Here is a 23773-nt window from a genome sequence, read left to right as displayed (position 1 = left end):
GATCTTTAAAGTCGTATCGCCTATGCAATTGTTTGACCAGCTGGACAAGAGATATTCCCGGCCTGAATTAACCCATTGAAAATATGTGATTATTTTTTGGAATAGTAGGGAGTGAGAAGGCTGGGGGAGGAGGAGATGACAAGGCCCACTTCGATCCGAGTGGTCAGCTTTTGAGCAGTGAGCCTTGTTTTGGTGCATTTGACCCTGTGGTCAAACTATTTTTACGCCGCAGCCTTTGAGGACCAGCCGGGTCAGTAGCTCGATTCCGTTGTCGAAGTCATCGTCACGCAACTCATCACGCTCCAGCAGAACCCGCATCTGCAGGCCAAAGTCAGCATAAGACTGAGTCGCGGCCCAGAGGGTAAACAGCAGGTGTTCGGGGCTGACCGGGTCCATCCAGCCCTTGGCGATCCAGGCACGGATCACCTCCACCGTGTCGTCAAACTGCACCTTGAGTGGGCCTTCCAGCTCCTCCCTGACATAGGGCGCTCCATGCAGTATCTCTGCGGCAAAGATCTTGGATGCATCCGGGTAATCGCGAGACTGGCGGATTTTACGCACAATATAGTCGCGCAACGCTTCGCGGGGGTGTTGATCGGGGCTCAGGTCGTGCATCGCCTCCATCCACAGCTCCAGAATCCGCTTTAAAACGGCGCGATACAGACCCTCCTTGGATTTGAAGTAATAGAGTACGTTGGGCTTGGGCAGGCCCGCGGCATCGGCGATGGCAGCAACGGTGGTGCCGGGAAAGCCGGTTTCCGCAAACTGCCGCTCCGCTGCTTTGAGAATCTGATCAATATTGTCCTGCCGGATTTCGGTCAGGGGGCGACGGGCCCTTTTGCTACTCTTTTTTTCTGCCATCACTTTCTATCTATTCAGTTCAAATCAAGGCTTTCAGCATGTCCTTTTGCGACTGCCTGATGCACCAGTATGGTACCGGGTGAGCTTCCGAGGCGCCAATTCGGGTCGAAGTTGGCGCGGTGTGGTCTGCGGTACCCCTCTCTGATTCCGGGCATCAGAGGGGCATTTTTCAGGTTTTAAGTCCAAAAGTAACCTTTTTTATTCAGTGGCTTAATGCAAGAAAACGGCCTCTTTGGGTGCCACCTTTTGACCAGGTGGTCAAAAGGTGGCACAGCCGATGCATTCGTGAGTGGACCGATTACAACGAAGAAAGAGGCTGTCAAAGCATGATTGAGCCACTCAAGCATCTGGGTACCACCCAGGTCCAACCGGAAAAGCTGGACGCCGGTTTCAGCGATATAGCACCACCCCTGAGCAAACGTCAGGCGGCGCTGGAGAGTGAACGCTGCCTGTACTGCTACGACGCACCCTGCGTCAACGCGTGCCCCAGTGATATCGATATTCCGGAGTTCATCCGTCAGATCGCCCAGGACAATGTGGATGGCGCGGCGAAAACGATCTGGAGTGAAAACATTCTGGGCGGCAGCTGCGCCCGTGTCTGTCCCACCGAGATTCTCTGCGAGCAGGCCTGTGTGCGTAACAAGGCAGAAGAGTGTGCCCCGGTACTGATTGGCCAGCTACAGCGCTACGCCACTGATAACGCCGATAAGAGTGCGCATCCGTTCCAGCGGGCGCAAGCCAGTGGCAAGCGGGTGGCTATTGTTGGTGCCGGGCCCGCCGGGCTGGCTGCGGCCCACCGGCTGGCGATGCTGGGCCATGATGTGGTGATCCACGAAGCCCAGCCCAAATCAGGCGGCCTCAACGAGTACGGTATTGCGCGCTACAAGATGACCAACGACTTCGCCCAGAAAGAGGTGGAGTTTCTGCTCGGGATTGGGGGCATCGAGATTGTCCACAACTCGGCGCTGGGTCGCGATATCACGCTGGATCAGCTCAAGAACGACCACGATGCGGTGTTTCTGGCGATTGGCTTGGGCTCCACCCGCACCCTGGCGCTGGGCCATGAGGATGCGCCCGGGGTAATGCCCGCTGTGGATTACATCCGTGAGCTGCGTTCCACCAACGATCTAAACACACTGCCAGTCCCCGAGAGCGCGGTAATCATCGGTGCCGGTAACACTGCTATCGATATGGCCGTGCAGATCAAACGCCTGGGCGCCGAAGAGGTGCACCTGGTTTACCGTCGCGGCGAAGAGGCGATGTCCGCCACCGACCATGAGCAGGCGCTGGCCCGTGATGAAGGTGTCCAGATCCGTACCTGGGCGCGCCCCGAAACCATCGAGCTGGATAACAGCGGCAAGGTGGCCGGCATGCGCTTTGTGCGCACCACGCTGGATGAGAGCGGCAAGCTGGTGGATACCGACCGGAGCTTCAGCCTGAACGCACAGGCAATCTTCAAGGCGATCGGTCAGGTGATGATCACGGAAGATCTGGACCCGGCCATCGAAATCAGCGGCGGTAAGCTACTGGTGGACGAACAGTTGCGCACCACCTTGGCCGGCGTCTATGCCGGCGGGGACTGCACCGGTACCGGCCAGGATCTGACCGTGGAAGCGGTGCAGCAGGGCAAGAAAGCGGCAGAGTCTATTCATCAGGACCTGATGGCAGCGGGAGATAAGTAATCATGGCTGACTTGAGTATCGAATTCGCGGGCATCAAGGCCCCCAACCCGTTTTGGCTGGCCTCCGCGCCGCCCACCGACAAACAGTACAACGTTGAGCGGGCGTTCGAAGCCGGCTGGGGGGGCGTTGTCTGGAAAACTCTGGGTGAAGATCCCGCGCCGGTGAATGTTTCCTCCCGGTATTCCGCCATGTATGGACCGAACGGTGATGTGATCGGCTTCAACAACATTGAACTGATCACCGACCGGCCACTGGAGGTCAACCTGCGCGAGATCGAAGAAACCAAGCGCAACTGGCCCGACCGCGCCCTGATCGTTTCTCTGATGGTTCCCTGCGAAGAGGAAGCCTGGAAAATGATCGTCAAGCTGGTGGAGCAGACCGGTGCCGATGGCCTGGAACTGAACTTCGGCTGCCCGCACGGCATGCCCGAGCGGGGCATGGGGGCTGCCGTCGGTCAGGTGCCGGAATATGTCGAGATGGTCACCCGCTGGTGCAAGCAATACTGCAACATGCCAGTGATGGTGAAGATGACACCCAACGTCACCGATGTGCGTTTCCCAGCGCGGGCGGCGTTTAAAGGCGGGGCTGATGCGGTCTCCCTGATCAACACCGTTAACTCCATTACTGGCTTGAACCTGGATCAGATGGTGGCCCGCCCCACCGTGGGCAGTCAGAGCACCCATGGCGGTATGTGCGGCCCTGCCGTCAAACCCATTGCGCTGAACATGCTGGCGGAAATCGCCCGCGATCCGGAAACCCACGGCAAGTTGCTGTGCGGTATTGGCGGCATCAGCACTTGGCGTGATGCAGCCGAGTTCATCAGCCTGGGTGCCACGTCGGTGCAGGTCTGCACGGCGGCCATGCTGCACGGCTTCCGTATTGTGGAGGGTATGAAAGATGGCCTGTCACGCTGGATGGATGAAAAAGGCTTCGCCCGCATCGAAGATTTCCGGGGCCTGGCGGTGGCCAACACCACCGACTGGAAATACCTGGATATGAACTTCAAGTCAGTGGCCGAGATTGATCAGGACAAGTGCATCAACTGCGGCCGCTGTCATATCGCCTGTGAAGACACCTCGCATCAGGCGATCGACAAGCAGCTGCTGGCCGATGGCACTAACCGCTACACCGTCAAAGAGGAAGATTGTGTTGGCTGCAACCTCTGTGAAATCACCTGTCCGGTTGATGACTGCATCACCATGGTGGCGCAGGACACCGGCCTGCCTTACATGAACTGGACCCAGGACCCACGCAACCCGTTCCGGGAATAAGGAAAGGAGATAGAAGCATGTCAGTAGAAACACTGGTCAACGCCGCGGGCACATCCGCCGATATCGCCAACCTGAAGATCAACGGCGAGCGCCTCTGGCAATCGCTGATGGACCTGGCCCAGCTCGGCGCCACCCCGAAGGGCGGCGTCTGCCGCCTGGCGCTCACCGATCTGGACCGCCAGGGTCGGGACCTGTTCGTCAAATGGTGTGAGGAAGCAGGCTGTACCATCACAATCGACGTAATCGGCAACATTTTTGCTCGTCGCCCCGGCAAGGATAACAGCCTGCCGCCGATCATGACCGGCAGCCATATCGACACCCAGCCCACCGGCGGTAAGTTCGATGGCTGCTTCGGGGTTATGTCCGGGCTGGAAGTGATCCGCACCCTGAATGACAACAACATCGTCACCGAGGCCCCCATCGAAGTGGCGGCCTGGACCAATGAAGAGGGCTCCCGCTTTGCCCCCTGCATGATGGGCTCCGGGGTCTTTATCGGTAAGTTCGACCTGCAGGAAACCTACGATATCGCCGATTACGAAGGTGCCAAGGTGGGCGATGAGCTCAAACGCATCGGCTATTTGGGAGAGCAACAGGTGCCGGGCCATAAGGTGGGTGCGTACTTCGAAGCACATATCGAACAGGGTCCGATTCTGGAGAACGAAGAGAAAACCGTCGGTGTGGTTATCGGATGCCTGGGCCAGAAATGGTTCGATCTGACATTGAAGGGCGTAGAGTCCCACGCCGGCCCCACCCCGATGCACCTGCGTAAGGACGCCCTGCTGGGTGCGGCCGAGGTGATTCAGGCGGTCAACCGTATCGCCCTGGAGCACCAGCCATATGCCTGCGGTACCTGTGGCCATATCGAAGCCTACCCCGGCTCACGCAACGTGATCCCCGGTGAGGTGCTGGTCAGCATCGACTTCCGCCACCTGGAAGAGGATCAGCTGGCGCATATGATCAGCGAACTGGACAAGGTGCTGGAGAAGCTGAAAACCGAGAATGGCCTGGAGCTTGAACTCAAACCCACCGCCAACTTCCCGGCCCTCTATTTCCATGACGACTGCGTCAACGCCGTTCGCACCGGTGCGGAGCGCCTGGGTGTACCGCATATGGATATCGTCAGCGGCGCCGGCCACGATGCCATCTTCATGGCGGAAGTCTGCCCCTCCGGCATGATCTTCGTGCCCTGTGAAGACGGTATCAGCCACAATGAGATCGAGAACGCAGAGCCCGAGCATCTGGAGGTCGGGTGCAATGTGTTGTTGCATGCGATGTTGGAAAGGTCTGGGGTCTGCTGAGGATGCCAGCTTTAGCATTTTGGGCTAATAGCTTCTGAGCCGCTGTGCCCGTAGAGGGTTCAGATTTCGCCTGAAGGCGAGTTAAGGGACTTGTGCGGACAAGTCCCTTAACAATCCCAAACCGCCCCGCAGCTTGATCGGCTGTGCCGATTCCCCTGTGCTTCTCGCCTGAAAGAGCGGGACAGGAAACTCGCTCCTTCGTCACTCAAACAACCTGTCCCTTGTCTCTCTTTCAGCCTGCGATGCTCGGCTGCGCTGAAGGGGTAGTACGTGTCGTGCCCCTAGCTGGTTGCATTGTCCATCTCGAGAGCTCAACTTTTTATCTGGCCTTGTCTACCAATCCGCCGTAGTGGTTTGGCTCTGGCAAGGTATGGGCGTTTTGGTTCACTATGAGGAGATTAAGGATAAGTCTGCGCATGCGCGCTATTAGGGTTGTTAAATCTAGGAAGATATATGGCTCAGAATCCATTTTATGTTTATGCGTTGAAAGACCCTAGAGAGCGACCTGCAAAAACCTTTTATATTGGCAAGGGCACTGGCAATCGCGCTTGGGAACATCAGACAGTGGAGGATGAGAGCGATAAAGGGCGAGTTATCAAAGCTATACATGATTCTGGCCGTTCGGTTCTGCATACAGTAATCACCGATAATCTCACTGAAGAGCAGGCACTCAAAATTGAAGCTGAGTTGATTGCCGCATTCGGCATTCGTTCTAGGGGTGGGCTGTTAACCAATAGGGTCCAACCAAATCCTGAGAATATATCGGAAAAGGCCAGGATAAATATTCCGGAAGGCTGCTACGAAAAAGCTCAGATGGGGCTTGGTATACTGAAAAGCGCAGTCATGGAATTGGCCAAAGCAAATCCTGAAGGGATTAAAAACTCAGATGCTGCTAAATATCTCGGACTTCAGTCCGATTATGGGGGCGGCTCAAAGGACTATTTAACCTACAGCCTTCTCGGACTGCTGATGAAAGAGGGCCGTATTGAGCGGACTGAGAAGCGAAGACATCAGGCGAAGTCAGAGTAAAAATGAGTTGGCGTTTTGCTGGCTCAAAGGCAACTGATTGCAGCATTACTCCCCCTTCAGTGCAGCCGAGCATCGCAGGCTGAAAGAGAGATAAGGGACGGGTTGTTTGAGCCGCGAAGCGGTGAGTTTCCCGTCCCGCTCTTTCAGACGAGAAGCACAGGGAAGCCCGTATAGCGGGCCAAGCTGCAGGGGCGGTTTCGGATCGTTAAGGTACTTGTCCGTACAAGTACCTTAACTCGCCAGCAGGCGAAACCTGCACTACCGCGGTTCCCGGTACTGATTCCTTATCACGCCGACTCTTTTCAGAGCCAGCGTTACCCAAGCCGCCCTGATTGTTCAGTTTAAAGAGTGATACTATAGTGTCACTATCAACCCGAGATCAGGATGAACCCATGAAAGTTGAGCTTGTTACCAACCTCAAGCGTCAGGCCACAAAAATCCTGGCGGATCTGCATCTGACCAAAGAGCCGGTACTGATCACAGAGCATGGCCAGCCATCGGCTTATCTTGTAGATGTGCAGGATTACGAATTTATGCAGCGTCGGCTCGAAGTACTTGAGGGGCTCTCGCGGGGAGAACGGGCTGTACTCGATGAAAGAACGTATAGCCAGAGCGAGGCCCGGGAGAAAATGAGTAAGTGGCTGAAGTAATCTGGACTGAGCCGGCTCTGCAACAACTGGAAGCCATTGCGGAATATGTTGCTCTGGATAATCCCGCCGCTGCGAGTCATCTAGTCCAGACCATCTTTGGTAAAACTGATCGTTTGAGTGCATTCCCGCAATCGGGGCGGATACCTCCTGAGCTCCCCAATTCCGTATATAGAGAGGTTGTAGTACCTCCCTGTCGTATTTTTTATCGTGAAGATGAGGAGCGGGTTTTCATACTCTATATCATGCGCGAGGAAAGGCAGCTTCGAGCCTATATGCTGGGCAACGGCCAGCAATCGGACTCAACGTAAAAGTGGCTCTGGCATTGAGGATGATGATCTCCTAATGTTATCCCTGTGCGGTTGCGCTGGCAGCCTACGGTGTTCAATCCCTTTTACTGAACGCGCTATTTCAGGAGAGCAGGGTGATGGTTGGTCTTGTATTGGAATCCACACTCACATGTCCGCACTGTGGTCATCAGAAAACGGAGACCATGCCGACGGACGCCTGCCAGTATTTCTATGAGTGTGAATCCTGCCAGTCTTTGCTCAAGCCCAAACAGGGCGACTGCTGCGTCTTCTGCTCTTATGGCACCGTACCCTGCCCGCCCATCCAGCAAGGCTCCGGATGCTGCGGGCCTGATTCATAATCTTATCAATATAGGACACCGGGGCTGCAATAGAGCGCAGCACCCGGTATGGAAAGGATGATTCATCATGGCCTGTTTCAAATACTCGCAAGTGAATGTGTTCTCCGCCGACCCTCTTTCCGGTAACCCGCTGGCTGTTGTTCACGATGCGGACGGCCTCTCTGATGAGAAGATGCATGCCATTGCGCGCTGGACAAACCTGTCGGAAACCACCTTTCTGCTAAAACCGGAAGACCCAAAAGCCGATTACCGGGTGCGAATCTTCTCGCCGGCCTGTGAGCTGCCTTTTGCCGGCCACCCCACCTTAGGCACCTGTTACGCCTGGTTAGCCGCCGGTGGGATGCCCAGGGACCCAAACCTGGTTGTACAGCAGTGCGGCGTGGGCCTTGTCCATGTAAAACGAGAAGGTACCTCTCTGGAGTTTGCGGCACCCCCGTTGATCCGCTCCGGTCCACTGGAAGACGATGTGCTCAGCAAAGTAATGGCGGCCTTCAACTTATCCCCGGCGGATATAGTGGGCCACCAGTGGGTGGACAATGGCCCGGGCTGGTGCGCAGTGATGCTGGAGTCTGCACAACGGGTTTTGGCGCTCAAGCCGGACTGGGCCACCCTTGCGCCGCTCAACCTGGGTGTTGTCGGACGTTATCCTCCGGGTCAGGAAGCAGACATTGAAGTCCGCTCTTTTATCGGTGAGGGAGGCTACGAGGACCCGGTCACCGGCAGCCTCAATGCGAGCCTCGCCCAGTGGTTGATTAAAGACGGCCTGATCGAAGCTCCCTATACCGCGGCTCAGGGCACTATTCTGCAACGCGCCGGCCGGGCTTATCTGCGCCAAGACGCCGGTGAAATCTGGGTTGGCGGCCAAACCGTTGAAGTGATTCGTGGTGAGATCGAGCTGTAGCCGGGGCACGATTCGCCTACCCCTGCCCCGCCTGTAATGCCAGTCAGGTGTGTATTAAGCACCAAGAAATGAGTTTTTACATGCGTAGGATGATGCCTCCCATGAGGCTTTGAATTTTTAAAAGCTTTATAAATCAGTGAGTAATGGTCGATGGAGTGGCGCAAAGGCGATTATTTAATTACTGACGACAGATCCCGGGTCCAGCTGGATGTCGTCCATGCTTTGCTTGCCCAAACCTATTGGGCCGGGCGTCGGTCACCAGAGATTGTAGAGCGTATGGTGGCAGGCTCTCTCTGTTTTAGTCTTTTCCATGGCTCCACACAGATTGGCTTTGGGCGGGCCGTCACCGATGGGGCTACGTTTACCTGGGTTGCCGATATTGTCGTTGCACCCGAGTATAGGGGCAGCGGGTTGGGGCAGTGGATGATGGAAAGCCTGGTTATGCATCCGGTTATAAAGGGAACCCAGATGGTGCTGCAAACCCGGGATGCTCAAGGGTTGTACGAGAAGTTTGGTTTCTCTGGCAACACTGCGCTGATGAGCACCAAAGTGACTGATTTATAAAAGATCAAAATGGTCACCCCTGAGTTGCTGGGTCACGGAAAACCCTCTTTTGGCTTTCCCGATGAAGTGTTATGCATAAGGAGTAAGCAATGAGCGCTTACGGAACGTTGGTGGTTTTCTGTGGCAAGATGGGAGCGGGTAAAAGCACCTTGGCGTCCCAAATAGCCCGAGAACGTGGAGCTGTGCTTATTTCAGAGGATGAATGGTTAGCCTCGCTTTTTCCCGGAGAGATCAATAATTTCAATGATTACCTCAGATACTCGTCCCGTCTGAAGCCGGTACTCAAAAAACATGTTGAGCAGATGCTCGTAGCGGGTACCAACGTGGTTCTGGACTTCCCTGGAAATACCCGGAAACAAAGGACCTGGTTCAAGGAAATATACGCTGAGCGCGGCATCCCTCACCAGCTCTACTATCTGGCGCTGGATGACGAAACCTGTTTACAGCAGTTAAGGCAACGCCAGAAGGATCAGCCAGAACGAGCACAGTTCGATACGGAGGAGGTGTTTCGGATGGTAACTGCTTACTTTGAACCACCTGCCGAATCCGAAGGGTTTAACGTAGAGGTTGTGGTGCGGCAGTGCTCTTAGCCAACATAGGTAGTTTTTGAGACTGCGTCCAATATGGAGAGGTCCCATGTCAGAGATAGCGAAAACCCCGGAACCGCCCTATTACGCGGTTATCTTCAGCAGCCATCGAACCGAAGGGGACAATGGTTATAGGGAGATAGCGGAGCGTATGGTAGCGCTGGCCGCATCCCAGCCCGGTTTTTTGGGCGTAGAGTCTGCGCGGGAGGGCTTGGGTATCACCGTCTCATATTGGGAGAGCCTGGAGGATATTGCTAACTGGAAGAAGCACAGCGAGCACCGCGAGGCCCAACGGATTGGCCATGAAACCTGGTACTCAGATTTTCGGGTAAGAGTGGCGAAAGTAGAGCGTGAGTATGGCATCTAAAATACCCTCAGTCCTTTAAACGATCCCAATAGATCCAACAGGTGCTCTATGAAAGTAATGATCGATCTCTGTGTGATTCCACTGGGCGTTGGCGTTTCGGTTTCCGAGTACGTCACTGCCTGTCAGCGTGTGCTTGAGGAAACCGGCCTTGAGCATCAGATGCATGCCTATGGCACCAATATCGAGGGTGACTGGGATGATGTGATGGCTGCGGTGAAACGTTGCCATGAGGTGGTTCATGAGATGGGCGCGCCGCGTATCAGCTCCTCCATGCGCCTTGGCACCCGGACTGACAGGGAGCAGAGTATCGAGGACAAGGTTCAGAGCGTGAGAGCCAAGCTGACGGCCGATTAAGCAGTCAGTTCTGGAACTTTAAGCGGCCGGGTACAACCAAATAACGAGGAACTTCGTAACTCACAACATCGACAGAGAAACGATGCGATAAAGAATCTCGCACTGAACCACCGCTGCTGTGGCGCATAGTCAGCACTGACTGGACCAACATATGGATTTTGTAGCGTTGTTGAATGAGTTTGTGTTGCTGTGGGCGGTGGTGGACCCGATCGGCACGGTGCCGGTTTTTCTTGCGGTTGCTGCAGGACTGTCTCTCAAGGAACAACGCAGGCTCGCGTTAAAGGCCACGCTTGTCGCGTCCGGTGTATTGCTGTTTTTCGGTATCGCCGGTGAAGCGCTTTTGCAGGCGATGGATCTTCCCCTGGCATCGTTTCAGGTGGCCGGTGGCCTTATTCTGTTTATTTTCGCGCTGACGATGATTTTTGGGTCTAGCAAGCCGGATGACGAGATTGATCAGATCGGTAAAAATGAAGATCTCGCTGTCTATCCTCTGGCAATCCCCTCTATTGCCTCTCCCGGGGCCATCCTGGCGACCATTCTGATGACCGACAGCCATCGGCACTCATTGGAAGAGCAGGTAGTATCGATCTTATTGCTTGTAACCGTGTTACTTTGCACGTTGCTGTTGCTTCTTTTAGCGCCGGTGATCCAACGCGTTATTGGACGTGCCGGGGCGAGCATTGCCAGCCGGACCATGGGTTTTCTGATTGCTGCGGTAGCAGCGGACCACGTGATTGAAGGTGTTTCGACTTACGTTAGGACTTGGGGGTAACTGGTATGAAGCGGGATTCACACATTGAACTGCCGTTAAACGAACCCGATCCGATCATTCGCTGGAGTCATTACGCGATTCGCTTTGCCGTTAAGCTGCTGGCCATCCTGATGGTGATCGTGATCTTTTTCGGCATCGGTGACGTGGTCTACGTGCTTTACCAGCGACTGACCGCTCCGCCCGTCTTTCTTCTCAATATCAGCGACATTTTCGAGAGTTTTGCCGCGTTTCTCGCCGTACTGGTGGCCATCGAGATTTTTGTGAACATCCGAATCTACCTCAGTAGCGCCGAGATTCCGGTCAAGCTGGTTCTCGCCACGGCGCTGATGGCGGTTGCCCGAAAGGTCATTGTGTTGGACTTTGATAAGTTGGATGCGCTTGAGGTTCTGTCACTGGCCGCCGTAGTACTAGCCCTTGGGGTAACCTATGGGTTTATGGTGTTATCCGAGCGCTCACGTCGTGATGAACCAGAGGCTGAGGGAGAGTCTGCAGGCCCGGTAGAACCCCATTGACTGTTTTCACGAGAGGTGGACTGTTTCGGCGTCTATGAACAACTCTAAGCAACTCAACTACCTCAGCTGCTACAGCCCCGAAGTCCAGCAGCAGGCCCGGACCCTGCTCGATGCCAACAAAGCCGGCGCCTGGCTGTTGAGGAAATATCCACAGGCTCATGAGCTGGGGTCGGAGAAAGCGCTGTATGAGTATGCTCAGGGGATCAAGAATCAGTACATGCGCAGTTCATCACCGATCAGCAAGGTGGTGTACGATGACAAGATCCATGTGATCAACAATGCGCTGGGCCTGCATACCTATGTGTCGCGGGTGCAGGGTAAAAAGCTCAAGGCCAAGAACGAGATCCGGGTTTCTTCGCTGTTTCGGCGGGTGCCGGAACCTCTGCTGCGGATGATTCTGGTTCATGAACTGGCGCATCTGCGCGAGAAAGAGCATGGTAAGGCATTCTATAAACTCTGCTGCCACATGGAGCCGGATTACCACCAGCTGGAGTTCGATCTGCGGTTGTATCTATGCCACCGGGACCGTTTTGGGGAATTGTGGGAATGATCACGCTTTATCAGTTTAAGTTTTCGCATTTTTGCGAAAAGACCCGATGGAATCTCGACTACAAAGGATTGCCGTTCTCCGTCCGGAATCTGTTACCTGGCCTGCATCTGAAGGTTACCGGCAAGCTGGCACCCCAAAGCAGCGTGCCGATCATCGTTGATAACGGACAGATTGTGCAGGGCTCAGCCCAAATCCTTAACTACCTGGATGAGCAATACCCCGAGTATCCGCTGACGCCGGGCGATCCTGCGCTGGCTGAAGAAGCACGGGCCTGGGAGAGGTTTGTTGATGAAGAGATAGGCTCCACGCTCAGGCTATGGTTTTACTACTATGCCCTGCCTGATCGAAAGTGTGCCCTGAACTTCCTGCTTGATGGTGCGCCCTGGTATGGCAGACCGTTGTTTGCGGTTATCTACCCCAAGGTGCGGGCGAAAATGATCGATTTTATGGGAATTAATGCCGAGACAGCTGCCGCAGCCAAGGAACGGTTTGAAACCGCCTTGGACCGGTTGGATGAGGTATTGGCCGGGAAGCGATTTTTAGTTGGCGACCAGTTTTCACGGGCAGACCTGGCCGCCTGTGCCCTGCTTTCACCCTATTGCGCACCCGGGCGATCAAATAGAGAGATCGACTCGGTATTCCCGGGGCCGGTGCGTGAGCTGCGCGAAGCACATAGGGAGCGGCCCTTCTTCAAATGGGTCAATGCGATGTATGGCGAATACCGAAACCCCCGGTAGACGGGTACCTGCGTGCTTTAGTGCTCGTCGTCTTCGCCGTCCGCTTTCAGGCGCTCGCGACGTTTCTCCTCATCCCGCAATATCTGCTGAATCTCCGCCATCACCGAGTCCACATCCGCCGTGTGCAGGTCCTCTTCCACCAGTCCGGTGAGCTCCGAGTCCAGGGTCAGCTCGCCGGCTTCAAACAGTTTCCACATCTCCGCTGCGTAACGGGTTTCCAGCAGCTCTTCGGCGAACTGGGCGTAGTAGCGAGTCATGTTATTCACATCCCGCTCCAGCATAGAGCGGGCGTTGTTGTTGGCTGCGGCATCGACGGCTTGGGGAAGATCGATGATCACCGGGCCATAGTCATCCACCAATACGTTGAACTCGGACAGGTCGCCGTGGACCAGGCCGGCACAGAGCATCCGTTTGACGTATTCCATCACCAGCAGGTGATCTTCGCGCGCCTGCTCGGCAGACATGGCCACATCGTTCAGGCGTGGAGCTACGTCACCCTCATCATCAGTGACCAGCTCCATCAGCAGGACACCATCGAAGCACCCATAGGGCTCAGGCACCCGGACACCCTGTGCCGCCAGTTTGTATAGGGCGTCCACTTCGGCGTTTTGCCAGGTCTCCTCGGTCTGGTTACGGCCAAAGCGAGAGCCTTTTTCCATGGCGCGGGCGCGGCGGGAGTTACGGACTTTTCGTCCCTCCTGATAGAGCGCCGCCTTTTTGAAGCCCCGTTTCTGGGCTTCCTTGTAGACTTTGGCGCAGCGCACCTCGTCGCCGCAGCGTACCACGTAAACCGATGCCTCCTTGCCGCTCATCAGTGGCCGCAGAACTTCGTCGATCAGTCCATCTTCCAGTAGTGGCAACAGGCGTTTAGGCGTCTTCATAGCGCTCCTGCGTGACGGGTATCCTATTTAATTCCGACATAGACGGTATTGGTCGCCATGCGATCCTGAAAGGGGTTATGAAAATCCACTTCATGGACCTCCACCTCGGCAAAGACCTGACGCAGCAACTCGGTGAACGGCGCTTCGGGCGGCTCATTGGACCAGAATCCAAACACCCCACCCGGCACCAGGTGGGTTGCCAGCTGGGCCAACCCTTGTTCACTGTAGAAGGGTTTGCTGGCATCGTTCAGTAACGCCCGGGGAGAGTGGTCGATATCCAGCAGGATGGCATCAAGCTTGCGGCCGGGCTGGTCGGGGTCGAACCCCTCAGGGCTGGCGCTCAGCGCAAAGAAATCACCTTGCACGTAGCGGCAGCGCGGGTCGGCGTTAAGGGTGGCTCCCAGCGGCGTTTTCTCCTGCTGATGCCATCCAATGACCGGAGGCAGGTACTCCACCACCATCAGCTCACCGACATTGTCATGGTTGAGGACCGCTTCGGCGGTGTATCCCAGGCCCAGCCCACCCACGACCACCGAGAGGTTGTCACCAGTCACTGGGCGCAGCCCGCAGTCAGCCAGCGCGATTTCGCCATCGACAAAGTAGCTGGACATCAAAAACTCGTCGCCAAGTTTTACTTCATAGATGTCCCGGTCACCCATGATAGGGATGCGCCGCCGTCTCAGGGAGATGGTGCCGATGGGCGAAGGCTGAGAGTCGATCTCTTCAAATAGTATGCTCATCCCCGCATTCTACGTGTTGATCGAGCGCCGGGATACGTTTTCTAAGCCCGGGGTAGACCGCTACAATGGCCGCTTCAGACTTTACAACGGTGCACTATGACAGATAACCCGGCACAACCCTTCTACCAGCTGAAACCGGATACCGTGATCGATTCGGTAGAGTCATTGGGTTATCTCAGCGATGGCCGAATACTCGCGCTGAATAGCTACGAGAACCGCGTGTATCAGGTGGGAATCGAGGAGAGTACACCGTTGATCGCCAAGTTCTATCGCCCCGGACGCTGGAGCGATGAGCAGATCCTTGAGGAGCATCAGTTCTGCTTCGAGATGGTGGAGCAGGAGCTGCCGGTGGTGCCGCCGTTGCGTAATGAGGCGGGCGAGAGCCTGTTCCGGTTTGAAGACTACCGGTTCTCCCTCTACGAACGTCGCGGAGGGCGGGCGCCGGAGCTGGGTGATCCGGATCACCTTTACCGGCTGGGGCAGACCCTTGGCCGCATCCATCTGGTGGGGGCGGTTAAGCCGTTTATCCATCGGCCGGAACTGAGCATCCAGAGCTATGGCATCGACAGTATTTGCCTGATTACCGACCGATTTATTCCCGCCAGTCTGCGCGAGGCCTATATCAGCCTGGCCGATGACCTGATTCACGAGATCGGCTCAGCCTTTGACCGGGCCGGTTCCCTGCGCATGATTCGCGCCCACGGTGACTGCCACGGCGGAAATATCCTGTGGCGGGACAATACCCCCAACTTTGTCGATTTTGACGATGCGCGTATGGCACCGGCGATTCAGGATTTGTGGATGCTGCTTACCGGGGACGACCGTCAGGAACAGCAGTTGCAGTTAGCCGAAGTGGTGGAAGGCTATAATGAATTCGCCGACTTCGACCCGCGCGAGTTACACCTGCTGGAAGCCCTTCGGACCCTGCGGATGCTGCATTACAGCGCCTGGCTGGGCCGTCGCTGGGAAGACCCGGCCTTTCCGCATAACTTCCCCTGGTTTAACACCGAACGCTACTGGGGCGAGCACCTGCTGCAGTTGCGTGAGCAGTTTGCCAAACTGAGAGAAGCGCCGCTGGAGCTGCTTTGATTTTGGCAGCCCAGCGTCTCGGTTGTAGAATTTGGAATTAGCGGAGCTCGGCCATTTTCAGAACAAAAGCTTCGTTAATTTGCTCGATTACATCGATTGCAGCGGCTTCGAATCTTTCCGGGTCTGCCCGAACGATATAGTCTCGGGTAATGTTGCTCCCTATCCCGCCGAGAAGTCCCACGACATTGGTGACTGTCTGTACCGTTTTATGAGTGTCTGTGGTGCTGTCCTCAACCGCCGCGAATTTAATATCGGAAGTGAGTGGCTGCCCCGTACGTAGTGATCCCACTTCGTCGCTGAAGCTACCTCCCCAGCCGCTAATGATCCCCAGATTGGCGCCCGGGACCAGGGTCATGCCTTGTCCGACGCTCACAGAGCTTGTGCTGGTGAAAAAGTCGCCGTAGGAACCCGTGTTCGCAAAATCGAGGACGTAGCTGACGTTGATAACCGGGATACCGGTGGCTTTCGCGAACTCGGCCGTCACGGCATTCGGGCTGGAAAAGCCAAAACCCCCACTTTCACCCGGTATCTCGCCCATGTAGACATGTGTTTTCCCAAAAACAGCGGGGGTGTGGTAGTAGGTCACACCGTAGTCGGAGAGTAGGCCCGAGTTATCCGATTCTAGCGGGAAGTCAAACAGCTTAACTTTTTCATAACCTTTGTATCCCTGAAGTACGCCAAGCTCGACAATTTCGTAACCGGCCTTTTGTAAGCGCTGTGTAAAGGAGTTATACGCTACTTCTGTTAATGCCTGTTTGTGTTGGTCATCAACACCCTCTAGCTTAAGGCGCGCGACTGATTTCCCGCCGTATGCACTACCCATAATGCCGCCTCCGGCTTTCGCTTCAGCCCGCTTACTATCGACAAATCCAACCTTGAACGAACCGATTATCAGCTTGCTTTTTCCTGCGAAAGCTTTTGGTTTGTTAACCTCCATGTCTGCGTATTCGCTCATGCCGAAAAGGCCGCCTTTAGTGCGCTCTGCAGTAGTGACATCCTGGGTCGCGCGGTTTCCGGTCACACAGGCGGTGAGTACAAGGGATAGTAACGAAAGAGTTGCAGCTCGCCCGAGTGAGCGGCGTAGAGCAAGAGTACGCATGTGTATTGCCTCCATTGCAATATAAGAAGGCAATCTTTTATCAGATTGGAACGGCCGTTTGAAGTGTAAAGTGAGTGCAGTTTAGACAAAGGTTGACCCGAGGCCGGAAACCCGGCGCTCTGTAGCATGCAGTACCCTTTTAGGTGCAGAGGATTGTGGCGAAACGAAGCTTCGTGGGTGTTCCTTTACAGTTTACGCACGCGGAAGTTCTTACCCTTGATGGTGCGGGACTTAATCTGCTCCAGGGCAGCTTCCGAGCACTCCCGTTTAACCGCCACGTAGGTGGTGAAGTCTCCGACTTCTATATCGCCAATATCATCACCGCTGAGTTTGCCGCCAGCAGTCAATGTGCCGACGATATCGCCGGGGCGCAGTTTGTTTTTACGGCCACCGGCAATCGCCAGCGTGCGCATGGGCGCGCGGGGCGGTCGATAATCATGATTGGGTGTCGGCAGCTTGTCGATACGGGTGATCTCGGCGTTTTGACCGGCACTGATGCGCTCCAGTTTGATCGTCTCTTTCGGCCCCACCAAACTGATGGCGCTGCCGCTACGTCCGGCACGGCCAGTCCGTCCGATACGGTGGGTATACACGGCCGGCTCCCTTGGCAGGTCGATGTTTACGACCAGATCCACCGAGTCGATATCCAGGCCGCGGGCGGCTACATCGGTAGCGATCAACAGCCGCAGGCTGCCGTTGCCGAACAGGGTGATGCGTTGATCCCGGTCGCGTTGCTCCATATCGCCATGCAGTACACCCACCTGAAAGCCCGCCTCTTTCAGGGCGGCGGCGTATTCATTGCAGCGCGCTTTGGTGTTGCAGAACAGCACTGCGGCTTCGGGTTCCAGGGTTTGCAGCAGAGCGATCAGCGTGTCGGCCTTATAGGGCTCATCGCACAGGTAGGCGGTTTGAGTGATAGCACTTTCCGTATGCTGCTCCGGTGCGGTTACCCGCTCTGGATTTTGCTGGTAACGCTGGGAGAGCTGCTCAATATCCTGCGGGTAGGTCGCGGAGAACAGCAGGGTCTGGCGTGAGGCGGGCGTGGCGTCGATGATGGTACCGATATCCTCGGCAAAGCCCATGTCCAGCATTCGGTCCGCTTCATCCAGCACCAGCGAGCTGACCTTCTCCAGCGTCAGTGTGCCCTTGCGCAGGTGATCCTTAATCCTACCCGGCGTACCTACAACGATATGGGCACCGTGCTCCAGCGAACCGATCTGTGGTCCGATGGGGGTGCCACCGCACAGCGTGACCACCTTGATATTATCCAGGTAGCGGGCCAGCCGGCGCAGCTCCTTGGCCACCTGGGTTGCCAGCTCGCGAGTGGGGCAAAGTACCAGCCCCTGAACGGCAAATAGACGGGGCTTGAGGTGTTCCAGTAATCCGATACCAAAGGCTGCGGTCTTACCGCTGCCGGTCTTGGCCTGGGCGATCAGGTCCTTGCCTGCCAGCACCACGGGAAGGCTGAGCTGCTGGATGGGCGTCATCGCCTGGTAGCCCATGGCGTTGAGATTGGCGATCTGGCCGGCAGGCAGGTTGAGAGAGTCGAAGCGGGTATCGGTCACGGCAGGTCCGGTTATTTAATCGATGTTATCAAGACGGCCAGTATACAGGGGATCGTTCCGTCAGTAATGGCTGGCAGGCGGGCCGCGCAGCCACGGGTGTTTAGCGCGGCGGGTCGATCTGATTGCCAATGCTGGCGTTGACGCGGAACCAGCCGGCGATGCTGAAACGGTCCGCTTTTGCCGGTAAGACTTCGTGGGGGAAGCGGTCGCTGAGAAACACAACAAGGGTACCGGCAGCGGGCGCCACTCGCTCGATCGGGTGATCCCCGGCTTCCGGGTAGATCACCAACTCGCCACCGTCGGATTGCTGCCACTGAGGGTTGAGATAAAACACCGTGGTCAGTACCCGGTTGGTCTGGCCGCGAAATGCATCCAGATGACGCTTGTAGAAGGCGCCTGGCGCATAATGGGCGAAATGGCACTCGTAATCAAAAAGGCCCATGAACAGGCGTCGGTTGATCCCTTCACGCAGGCTGTCCATCCAGTGCAGATAGGCGGATTCACTCACATCACTGTGCTCCAGCCAGCGGATCTGATCCTGTCGGATACGGCTGTTCAGATGCTGATCCTGTTCCCGGCCCACACCGGCACGGCGAAAGTCTTCATCGTTGAGATGATTGATGCGCTGAAAGAGTGCGGACGTCAAAGCCTCTGGTAGGCCATCGTTCAGGATCAGGTAGCCTTTATCCACCAAGGCATCGGCGATATGGTCGAAAACCAGCTCGTGGCTGGGAGAGGCTAAACTGTTCATGGCGGGACTCCGGATGGGGTGGCTTTATATAAACCGAAACGGGGAGCGAGTCACGCAAAAGATTTCCCGTTTGTTACACCCAGTGTAGACTCCAAAGCCCATTTCACAGTTATCGATTTGAACAGGTTGGCGGTATGCGTCGGTCAGGACGATTTCTACCGGCAGCAGCTTTACTGCTGTTGTTGAGCGGATGTAGCGGAGAAGCGGAGTCGCTGGAGCTGACCGTGATGGCGTCCGCCTACAATTCGGTACCGGACCAGACCAACGAACACCCCAATACGGCAGCCTGGGGCGACCGTCTCAGTCCCGGAATGAAAGCGGTGGCGGTGTCACGGGATCTGCTCAGAAAGGGCCTGACCTACGGGACGATGATTCGGATCGAAGGCTTGGAGGGGCGCTATATGGTGATGGACAAGATGCACAAGCGCTGGAAGCAGAAGATCGATATCTACATGGGGAACGATGTGCAGGCGGCGCTGGACTGGGGCGTCCGCGAAGTCACAATTCACTGGACGCCCCGCACCGAGGACGACTGAGCGCGCTTAAGCGCCGAGCGCCTTGGCATGATGACGCAGGTGGTCATCGATAAAGCTGGCAATAAAGAAGTAGCTGTGATCATAGCCCGGCTGCAGGCGCAGCTCCAGTGGATGACCGTTTTCCTCACAGGCCTGCTTTAGTGCTTCCGGTTTGAGCTGCTCAGCCAGGAAATCATCCGCCTCGCCCTGATCCACCAGCAGCGGCAAGCGCTCGCTGGCCGAGGCGATCAGTTCGCAACTGTCCCAGGCCTTCCAGCTTTCCCGGTCGTTACCCAGATAGCCCGCCAACGCTTTTTCACCCCAGGGGCAGTTGATCGGGTTGCTGATCGGTGCAAAGGCAGAAACTGACTGGTAGCGGCCCGGGTTTTTCAATGCACAGATAAGAGCGCCATGACCACCCATGGAGTGGCCGCTGATGGAACGCTTGTCGGTGACCGGGAAGTGCTCCTCGATCAGCGCAGGCAGCTCATCCACCACGTAATCGTACATGCGGTAGTTTTCTGACCAGGGGGCTTCGGTCGCATTCACATAGAAGCCGGCTGCCGAGCCGAAATCGTAGCTGTCATGCTCTCCCGGATGATCGGTGCCACGCGGGCTGGTATCCGGGCAGACGATCGCAATACCCAGCTCAGACGCCAGGCGCTGGGCACCCGCTTTCTGCATGAAGTTTTCATCGGTGCAGGTGAGGCCTGAGAGCCAGTAGAGCACGGGTACCGATTGGCTCTGAGCCTGTGGTGGAAGATAGATCGCAAAAATCATCTCAGTACCGGTACTGGATGACTGATGCTTGTAGCGCTTGAGCCAACCGTCAAAGCATTTGTTGCTGGCGATTAGCTCGGGGGTTGTATCGGACATGAGGGTCTCCTTGAGTCTATGGGCGGCACCGGGGTGGGAGATGCTTTGGAGCGGTCACTGCAGCCCGACACGCCGTAAACCCGTCCCTGGGGGCTCGATGGCGCGGGGCGGCCTCCCGCCATCCATGGCGCCAACGGTCGGTCAACAGTGACCCCTCTGCGCCTGCATCCTTGGGTGCCTCCCCATCTTGGATGTACTGCGGCATATCAGAACGTATCGGGTATCTGCTAAGCCGACCTTCAGCGCCAGGGATGGCGCTGCAGAGCCTCCATGGATGGATTCACGGCGTGTCGGTGTGCAGATGCCCGATGCAGCGACACGAAATCACTGATCAAACAGGATCACGGAACGGATGCTCTTGCCTTCGTGCATCAGATCGAACGCCTTGTTGATATCCTCAAGTCCCATGGTGTGGGTGATGAACGGATCGATCTCGATCTTGCCGTTCATGTAATCCTCAACGTAGCCCGGCAGCTGGCTGCGGCCCTTGACGCCACCGAAGGCGGAGCCTTTCCAGACGCGACCGGTAACCAGCTGGAACGGACGGGTGGAGATCTCCTGACCGGCACCGGCAACACCGATGATGACAGACTCGCCCCAGCCCTTGTGGCAGCACTCCAGTGCGGAACGCATCACCTGCACGTTACCGATACACTCGAACGAGTAATCCACACCGCCGTCGGTCATGTCGACGATCACCTGCTGGATCGGGTCGGAGTAATCCTTCGGGTTGACGCAGTCAGTGGCGCCGAACTGCTTGGCCATCTCGAACTTATCTTCGTTGATATCGATGGCGATGATCCGCTCGGCACCGGCCATGCGAGCACCCTGGATGCAGGAGAGACCGATACCACCGAGGCCAAAGATCGCGACGGTAGAACCCGGCTCAACCTTGGCGGTGTTCAGTACCGCACCGATACCGGTGGTGATACCGCAGCCCAGCAGGCAGACCTTTTCCAGCGGTGCATCAACGTGGATCTTCGCCAGCGAGATCTCCGGAACAACGGTGTACTCGGAGAACGTGGAGGTACCCATGTAGTGATAGATGGTCTCGCCGTTCAGAGAGAAGCGGCTGGTGCCATCGGGCATCAGGCCCTGACCCTGAGTCGCGCGGACCGCCTGACACAGGTTGGTTTTGCCGGAGAGACAGAACTTACACTTGCCGCACTCTGCAGTGTACAGAGGAATAACATGGTCGCCCGGCTTCAACGTGGTAACGCCAGGGCCGACTTCTTCAACGACACCGGCGCCTTCATGGCCCAGGATCGACGGGAAAATACCTTCCGGATCTTCGCCGGACAGGGTGAAGGCGTCCGTATGGCAGACACCGGTAGCGACGATGCGGACCAGTACTTCGCCCGCTTTCGGGCCCTGAACATCAACTTCTTCGATAGTAAGCGGTTCACCTGCTTTCCAGGCGACGGCAGCGCGAGATTTCATAACGGGCTCCTGTAACTGAGTATCAATTGAACCCAGACAGTTTAGTTGCTGGATAGACAAGTGATAACAGCACGAATAGGAAAGTATTTTTGCTCAGTAGCAATAATTATGGCATACAGGCACAAATTCTTCGGGAGGTGGCCTGTGCGTAACTGGGATGCGATTGAAGCTTTTGTTGAAGTGGTCCAGCAGGGCAGCTTTTCCGCAGCCGCGCAAAAACTGAATGTGTCCGCGTCCCACATCAGCCGACTAGTGTCACGGCTGGAAGCAGAGTTGAACACACCGCTGCTCTATCGCACCACGCGCCGCTTCCGGCTCAGTGATGCCGGCGAACATTACTATCAACACTGCCATCATTTGCTGGAGGGGTTTGATGCCGCCGAGGAAGCGCTCACCAGCTATCAGGCTGAACCGGCCGGGAACCTGCGTGTGACCTGTGCGACCACCTTTGGGGAACGTTTTCTGGCGCCGTTGCTGAACGATTTTCTGCTGCGCTACCCGAAAATGTCGCTGGACCTGCATCTGACCAATCGTCAGACCGACCTGATCGGGGAGGGCTATGATCTGGCAATACGGATGGGGCGGCTGAGAGATTCATCGCTGCTGGCGCGCCGTCTGTGTGATCGGCGGGAGTATCTCTGTGCCAGTAAAGAGTACCTGCGGCGCTTCCCCATGCCCCATACCCTTTCGGAGCTGGCCGGTCATAACTGTCTGTTGGGTTCCAACCCCTGGTGGCTGTTCAGTGAAAAAGGCCAGCGTCGCGAGTTGAAAGTGAGTGGTAACTGGCGCTCCAATTCAGGCCCGGCGCTGCTTGATGCGGTACTTAAGGGACTGGGTATCGCTCAGTTACCGGATTATTACGTGGAGCCTGCATTGGCGCGAGGGGGGCTGGTTTCCATGCTGGAGCAGTATCGCTATCCGTTCAGCGGTGTCTGGCTGGTTTATCCGCAGACTCGGCAGCGCTCACCTCGTTTGCAGGTGCTGTGCGACTTTCTGATCGAACGCTTCCGTGAGGGCTCGCCCTGGCAAACGTCCTAGCACCCGTCATTCGTGGCAGGGTTGCGGGCCAGGTTAACAAACGCATTCAGGTAGTCCACGTCGCTATCCGCCACGCGGCTGCCTAAAAAGATCTGCTTGTGGACCCCTTTTCCACCCAAGCGGAGTGGCTGGATGGGCAATCGATTTTGATACTCGACGACGAGCCAGCGGGGCAGTGCGGCGACACCCCGTCCTGCAGCGACCATCTGCAGCATGATATCGGTGGTTTCGATCTGTTTGTGGCGCCGGGGGGACTGTCCGGCCGGCGTCAGAAAGCGGTTGAAGATATCCAGCCGTTCGGGCTCCACCGGGTAGGTGATCAATGTCTCTCCCGCCAGTTGCTCCGGCTCTACCTGAGACTGAGCTGCTAGCTTGTGTGTATCGGCGACGACCAGCACCTGCTCATAATCGAAAACCGGCTCGAAATGTAGCCCGCTTCTAAACAGTGGATCCGGGGTGACCAGCAGATCGATCTCGTGACCGAACAGGGCACCGATGCCGCCGAATTGAAATTTCTGGCGCACGTCCACGTCGACGTCGGGCCACTGTTTCAGATACGGACTCACCACTTTCAGCAGCCACTGGTAGCAGGGGTGGCACTCCATGCCAACTCTCAGTGTTCCGCGCAGCCCTTCGGCAAACTGACGGACCACATCCTCGGCGTGTTCAAACTGGGGCAGCAAGCGCTCGGCGGTTTGCAGCAGATACTCACCCGCCTGGGTCAGCCTTAGCTGGCGCCCCTCCTTATTCCAGATAGCTGTGCCCAGACGTTGTTCCAGCTTGCGCATGGCGTGGGTCAGCGCCGGTTGCGTCAGACAGAGTTGAGTTGCAGCCGCGGTCAGGGAGCCTTCCTGTTTTACCGCACGCAGAATCATCAGGTGATGGCGTTCGAGCATCTTTAAATCATTAGTTTGAATAATGGATGTATAAAATAATGCCATTATTTTTTATTGATTGCAGTCGCTAGCATACTCCCGAACTGATTTAGGGAGAGGCAT

28 protein-coding genes are annotated in these 23773 nt (G+C 56.3%); 19 read left to right on the top strand and 9 right to left on the bottom strand.

Translation table 11 applies throughout. From position 1 onward, the window contains the following. Positions 1 to 210: 210 nt before the first annotated feature. Entirely contained in the window at positions 211 to 861 is a 651-nt protein-coding gene (locus tag G403_RS0109665; protein ID WP_051298809.1) for a TetR/AcrR family transcriptional regulator, read from the bottom strand. Between the two features lie 326 nt (positions 862 to 1187). On the opposite strand from G403_RS0109665, the gene G403_RS0109660 reads away from it, so the two are divergent. The 16 genes from G403_RS0109660 to G403_RS0109590 all read left to right on the top strand — a co-directional run bounded on the left by G403_RS0109660 (position 1188) and on the right by G403_RS0109590 (position 12781). Further along, positions 1188 to 2543, top strand: coding sequence for an NAD(P)-dependent oxidoreductase (locus tag G403_RS0109660; protein ID WP_027853816.1), 1356 nt, complete (start codon positions 1188 to 1190; stop codon positions 2541 to 2543). A gap of 2 nt (positions 2544 to 2545) precedes the next feature. Then, positions 2546 to 3814 carry an NAD-dependent dihydropyrimidine dehydrogenase subunit PreA gene (preA, locus tag G403_RS0109655; protein ID WP_027853815.1) on the top strand — a complete coding sequence of 423 codons (1269 nt, stop codon included), beginning with the start codon at positions 2546 to 2548 and terminating at the stop codon, positions 3812 to 3814. 17 nt (positions 3815 to 3831) lie between these two features. After that, on the top strand, positions 3832 to 5112 hold the full coding sequence (locus tag G403_RS0109650; protein WP_051298807.1) for a Zn-dependent hydrolase: 1281 nt from the start codon (positions 3832 to 3834) through the stop codon (positions 5110 to 5112). Between the two features lie 453 nt (positions 5113 to 5565). Next, positions 5566 to 6141: a GIY-YIG nuclease family protein gene (locus G403_RS0109645; protein ID WP_027853813.1), complete on the top strand. Its 576-nt coding sequence runs from the start codon at positions 5566 to 5568 to the stop codon at positions 6139 to 6141. A gap of 392 nt (positions 6142 to 6533) precedes the next feature. After that, entirely contained in the window at positions 6534 to 6791 is a 258-nt protein-coding gene (locus tag G403_RS0109640) for a type II toxin-antitoxin system Phd/YefM family antitoxin (RefSeq protein WP_027853812.1), read from the top strand. Then, positions 6779 to 7099: a type II toxin-antitoxin system RelE/ParE family toxin gene (locus G403_RS0109635; RefSeq protein WP_027853811.1), complete on the top strand. Its 321-nt coding sequence runs from the start codon at positions 6779 to 6781 to the stop codon at positions 7097 to 7099. Before G403_RS0109640 ends, G403_RS0109635 begins: the two co-directional genes overlap by 13 nt. A gap of 116 nt (positions 7100 to 7215) precedes the next feature. Further along, the gene (locus G403_RS25780; protein ID WP_084403995.1) at positions 7216 to 7437 is read left to right on the top strand and encodes a GDCCVxC domain-containing (seleno)protein; all 222 of its coding nucleotides are present in this window, start codon (positions 7216 to 7218) and stop codon (positions 7435 to 7437) included. 67 nt (positions 7438 to 7504) lie between these two features. Beyond that, a complete protein-coding gene (locus tag G403_RS0109630) occupies positions 7505 to 8338 on the top strand; it encodes a PhzF family phenazine biosynthesis protein (RefSeq protein ID WP_027853810.1) in 834 nt (277 codons plus the stop codon). 150 nt (positions 8339 to 8488) lie between these two features. Next, positions 8489 to 8902 carry a GNAT family N-acetyltransferase gene (locus tag G403_RS0109625; RefSeq protein WP_027853809.1) on the top strand — a complete coding sequence of 138 codons (414 nt, stop codon included), beginning with the start codon at positions 8489 to 8491 and terminating at the stop codon, positions 8900 to 8902. Positions 8903 to 8991: 89 nt separating this feature from the next. Beyond that, positions 8992 to 9492 (top strand): P-loop nucleotide/nucleoside kinase family protein, encoded by a 501-nt coding sequence (locus G403_RS0109620; protein ID WP_027853808.1) that lies wholly within the window; start codon positions 8992 to 8994, stop codon positions 9490 to 9492. A 46-nt stretch (positions 9493 to 9538) separates the two neighbouring features. After that, a complete protein-coding gene (locus G403_RS0109615; RefSeq protein ID WP_027853807.1) occupies positions 9539 to 9856 on the top strand; it encodes an antibiotic biosynthesis monooxygenase family protein in 318 nt (105 codons plus the stop codon). A gap of 48 nt (positions 9857 to 9904) precedes the next feature. Continuing rightward, positions 9905 to 10210, top strand: a complete 306-nt coding sequence (locus G403_RS0109610; RefSeq protein WP_027853806.1) for an MTH1187 family thiamine-binding protein — start codon at positions 9905 to 9907, stop codon at positions 10208 to 10210. Positions 10211 to 10361: 151 nt separating this feature from the next. Further along, a complete protein-coding gene (locus tag G403_RS0109605; protein ID WP_027853805.1) occupies positions 10362 to 10982 on the top strand; it encodes a MarC family protein in 621 nt (206 codons plus the stop codon). A 5-nt stretch (positions 10983 to 10987) separates the two neighbouring features. Continuing rightward, positions 10988 to 11494 (top strand): phosphate-starvation-inducible PsiE family protein, encoded by a 507-nt coding sequence (locus tag G403_RS22810; protein WP_051298805.1) that lies wholly within the window; start codon positions 10988 to 10990, stop codon positions 11492 to 11494. Positions 11495 to 11528: 34 nt separating this feature from the next. Next, positions 11529 to 12044, top strand: coding sequence for a YgjP-like metallopeptidase domain-containing protein (locus tag G403_RS0109595; protein ID WP_027853804.1), 516 nt, complete (start codon positions 11529 to 11531; stop codon positions 12042 to 12044). Continuing rightward, on the top strand, positions 12041 to 12781 hold the full coding sequence (locus tag G403_RS0109590; protein WP_027853803.1) for a glutathione S-transferase family protein: 741 nt from the start codon (positions 12041 to 12043) through the stop codon (positions 12779 to 12781). Before G403_RS0109595 ends, G403_RS0109590 begins: the two co-directional genes overlap by 4 nt. Positions 12782 to 12798: 17 nt before the next feature. On the opposite strand, the gene G403_RS0109585 is transcribed toward G403_RS0109590, so the two are convergent. Together G403_RS0109585 and G403_RS0109580 are read right to left on the bottom strand one after the other, a co-directional pair. Next, positions 12799 to 13662: a PA4780 family RIO1-like protein kinase gene (locus G403_RS0109585; RefSeq protein ID WP_027853802.1), complete on the bottom strand. Its 864-nt coding sequence runs from the start codon at positions 13660 to 13662 to the stop codon at positions 12799 to 12801. Positions 13663 to 13685: 23 nt separating this feature from the next. Further along, entirely contained in the window at positions 13686 to 14402 is a 717-nt protein-coding gene (locus G403_RS0109580) for a spermidine synthase family protein (protein ID WP_027853801.1), read from the bottom strand. A 96-nt stretch (positions 14403 to 14498) separates the two neighbouring features. Between G403_RS0109580 and G403_RS0109575 the strand changes: the two genes are divergently transcribed. Further along, a complete protein-coding gene (locus G403_RS0109575) occupies positions 14499 to 15491 on the top strand; it encodes a serine/threonine protein kinase (protein WP_027853800.1) in 993 nt (330 codons plus the stop codon). 37 nt (positions 15492 to 15528) lie between these two features. Here the strand turns inward: G403_RS0109575 and G403_RS0109570 are convergent, their stop codons facing one another. The 3 genes from G403_RS0109570 to G403_RS0109560 all read right to left on the bottom strand — a co-directional run bounded on the left by G403_RS0109570 (position 15529) and on the right by G403_RS0109560 (position 18906). Next, entirely contained in the window at positions 15529 to 16590 is a 1062-nt protein-coding gene (locus tag G403_RS0109570; protein ID WP_027853799.1) for a hypothetical protein, read from the bottom strand. 185 nt (positions 16591 to 16775) lie between these two features. Continuing rightward, positions 16776 to 18155: an ATP-dependent RNA helicase DbpA gene (gene dbpA, locus G403_RS0109565; protein ID WP_027853798.1), complete on the bottom strand. Its 1380-nt coding sequence runs from the start codon at positions 18153 to 18155 to the stop codon at positions 16776 to 16778. 100 nt (positions 18156 to 18255) lie between these two features. Next, complete coding sequence (locus tag G403_RS0109560) at positions 18256 to 18906, bottom strand: 2OG-Fe(II) oxygenase (RefSeq protein ID WP_027853797.1); 651 nt, start codon at positions 18904 to 18906, stop codon at positions 18256 to 18258. A 134-nt stretch (positions 18907 to 19040) separates the two neighbouring features. Between G403_RS0109560 and G403_RS0109555 the strand changes: the two genes are divergently transcribed. Continuing rightward, positions 19041 to 19442 carry a 3D domain-containing protein gene (locus G403_RS0109555; RefSeq protein ID WP_027853796.1) on the top strand — a complete coding sequence of 134 codons (402 nt, stop codon included), beginning with the start codon at positions 19041 to 19043 and terminating at the stop codon, positions 19440 to 19442. Between the two features lie 6 nt (positions 19443 to 19448). On the opposite strand, the gene fghA is transcribed toward G403_RS0109555, so the two are convergent. Then, positions 19449 to 20297, bottom strand: coding sequence for an S-formylglutathione hydrolase (fghA, locus tag G403_RS0109550; RefSeq protein WP_027853795.1), 849 nt, complete (start codon positions 20295 to 20297; stop codon positions 19449 to 19451). Between the two features lie 324 nt (positions 20298 to 20621). Next, a complete protein-coding gene (locus G403_RS0109545) occupies positions 20622 to 21737 on the bottom strand; it encodes an S-(hydroxymethyl)glutathione dehydrogenase/class III alcohol dehydrogenase (RefSeq protein ID WP_027853794.1) in 1116 nt (371 codons plus the stop codon). Positions 21738 to 21881: 144 nt separating this feature from the next. Between G403_RS0109545 and G403_RS0109540 the strand changes: the two genes are divergently transcribed. Continuing rightward, complete coding sequence (locus G403_RS0109540) at positions 21882 to 22775, top strand: LysR family transcriptional regulator (RefSeq protein ID WP_027853793.1); 894 nt, start codon at positions 21882 to 21884, stop codon at positions 22773 to 22775. Here G403_RS0109540 and G403_RS0109535 read toward each other — a convergent pair. Further along, a complete protein-coding gene (locus G403_RS0109535) occupies positions 22772 to 23671 on the bottom strand; it encodes a LysR family transcriptional regulator (RefSeq protein WP_027853792.1) in 900 nt (299 codons plus the stop codon). The genes G403_RS0109540 and G403_RS0109535 overlap by 4 nt on opposite strands. Between the last annotated feature and the right edge of the window lie 102 nt (positions 23672 to 23773).

The organism is Marinobacterium litorale DSM 23545, from assembly GCF_000428985.1.
Lineage (GTDB): Bacteria > Pseudomonadota > Gammaproteobacteria > Pseudomonadales > Balneatricaceae > Marinobacterium_D > Marinobacterium_D litorale.
This window is presented reverse-complemented; position numbering and strand designations above follow the sequence as displayed.

Coding starts and splice junctions, on each gene's coding strand:
- G403_RS0109560 (WP_027853797.1), bottom strand. CDS start 18,906: ATGAACAGTTTAGCCTCTCCCAGCCACGAGCTGGTTTTCGACCATATC.
- G403_RS0109660 (WP_027853816.1), top strand. CDS start 1,188: ATGATTGAGCCACTCAAGCATCTGGGTACCACCCAGGTCCAACCGGAA.
- G403_RS0109575 (WP_027853800.1), top strand. CDS start 14,499: ATGACAGATAACCCGGCACAACCCTTCTACCAGCTGAAACCGGATACC.
- G403_RS0109665 (WP_051298809.1), bottom strand. CDS start 861: ATGGCAGAAAAAAAGAGTAGCAAAAGGGCCCGTCGCCCCCTGACCGAA.
- G403_RS0109580 (WP_027853801.1), bottom strand. CDS start 14,402: ATGAGCATACTATTTGAAGAGATCGACTCTCAGCCTTCGCCCATCGGC.
- preA (WP_027853815.1), top strand. CDS start 2,546: ATGGCTGACTTGAGTATCGAATTCGCGGGCATCAAGGCCCCCAACCCG.
- G403_RS0109620 (WP_027853808.1), top strand. CDS start 8,992: ATGAGCGCTTACGGAACGTTGGTGGTTTTCTGTGGCAAGATGGGAGCG.
- fghA (WP_027853795.1), bottom strand. CDS start 20,297: ATGTCCGATACAACCCCCGAGCTAATCGCCAGCAACAAATGCTTTGAC.
- G403_RS0109615 (WP_027853807.1), top strand. CDS start 9,539: ATGTCAGAGATAGCGAAAACCCCGGAACCGCCCTATTACGCGGTTATC.
- G403_RS0109585 (WP_027853802.1), bottom strand. CDS start 13,662: ATGAAGACGCCTAAACGCCTGTTGCCACTACTGGAAGATGGACTGATC.
- G403_RS0109595 (WP_027853804.1), top strand. CDS start 11,529: ATGAACAACTCTAAGCAACTCAACTACCTCAGCTGCTACAGCCCCGAA.
- G403_RS0109590 (WP_027853803.1), top strand. CDS start 12,041: ATGATCACGCTTTATCAGTTTAAGTTTTCGCATTTTTGCGAAAAGACC.
- G403_RS0109610 (WP_027853806.1), top strand. CDS start 9,905: ATGAAAGTAATGATCGATCTCTGTGTGATTCCACTGGGCGTTGGCGTT.
- G403_RS22810 (WP_051298805.1), top strand. CDS start 10,988: ATGAAGCGGGATTCACACATTGAACTGCCGTTAAACGAACCCGATCCG.
- G403_RS0109535 (WP_027853792.1), bottom strand. CDS start 23,671: ATGCTCGAACGCCATCACCTGATGATTCTGCGTGCGGTAAAACAGGAA.
- G403_RS0109605 (WP_027853805.1), top strand. CDS start 10,362: ATGGATTTTGTAGCGTTGTTGAATGAGTTTGTGTTGCTGTGGGCGGTG.
- G403_RS0109650 (WP_051298807.1), top strand. CDS start 3,832: ATGTCAGTAGAAACACTGGTCAACGCCGCGGGCACATCCGCCGATATC.
- G403_RS25780 (WP_084403995.1), top strand. CDS start 7,216: ATGGTTGGTCTTGTATTGGAATCCACACTCACATGTCCGCACTGTGGT.
- G403_RS0109555 (WP_027853796.1), top strand. CDS start 19,041: ATGCGTCGGTCAGGACGATTTCTACCGGCAGCAGCTTTACTGCTGTTG.
- G403_RS0109630 (WP_027853810.1), top strand. CDS start 7,505: ATGGCCTGTTTCAAATACTCGCAAGTGAATGTGTTCTCCGCCGACCCT.
- G403_RS0109640 (WP_027853812.1), top strand. CDS start 6,534: ATGAAAGTTGAGCTTGTTACCAACCTCAAGCGTCAGGCCACAAAAATC.
- G403_RS0109570 (WP_027853799.1), bottom strand. CDS start 16,590: ATGCGTACTCTTGCTCTACGCCGCTCACTCGGGCGAGCTGCAACTCTT.
- G403_RS0109625 (WP_027853809.1), top strand. CDS start 8,489: ATGGAGTGGCGCAAAGGCGATTATTTAATTACTGACGACAGATCCCGG.
- G403_RS0109545 (WP_027853794.1), bottom strand. CDS start 21,737: ATGAAATCTCGCGCTGCCGTCGCCTGGAAAGCAGGTGAACCGCTTACT.
- G403_RS0109645 (WP_027853813.1), top strand. CDS start 5,566: ATGGCTCAGAATCCATTTTATGTTTATGCGTTGAAAGACCCTAGAGAG.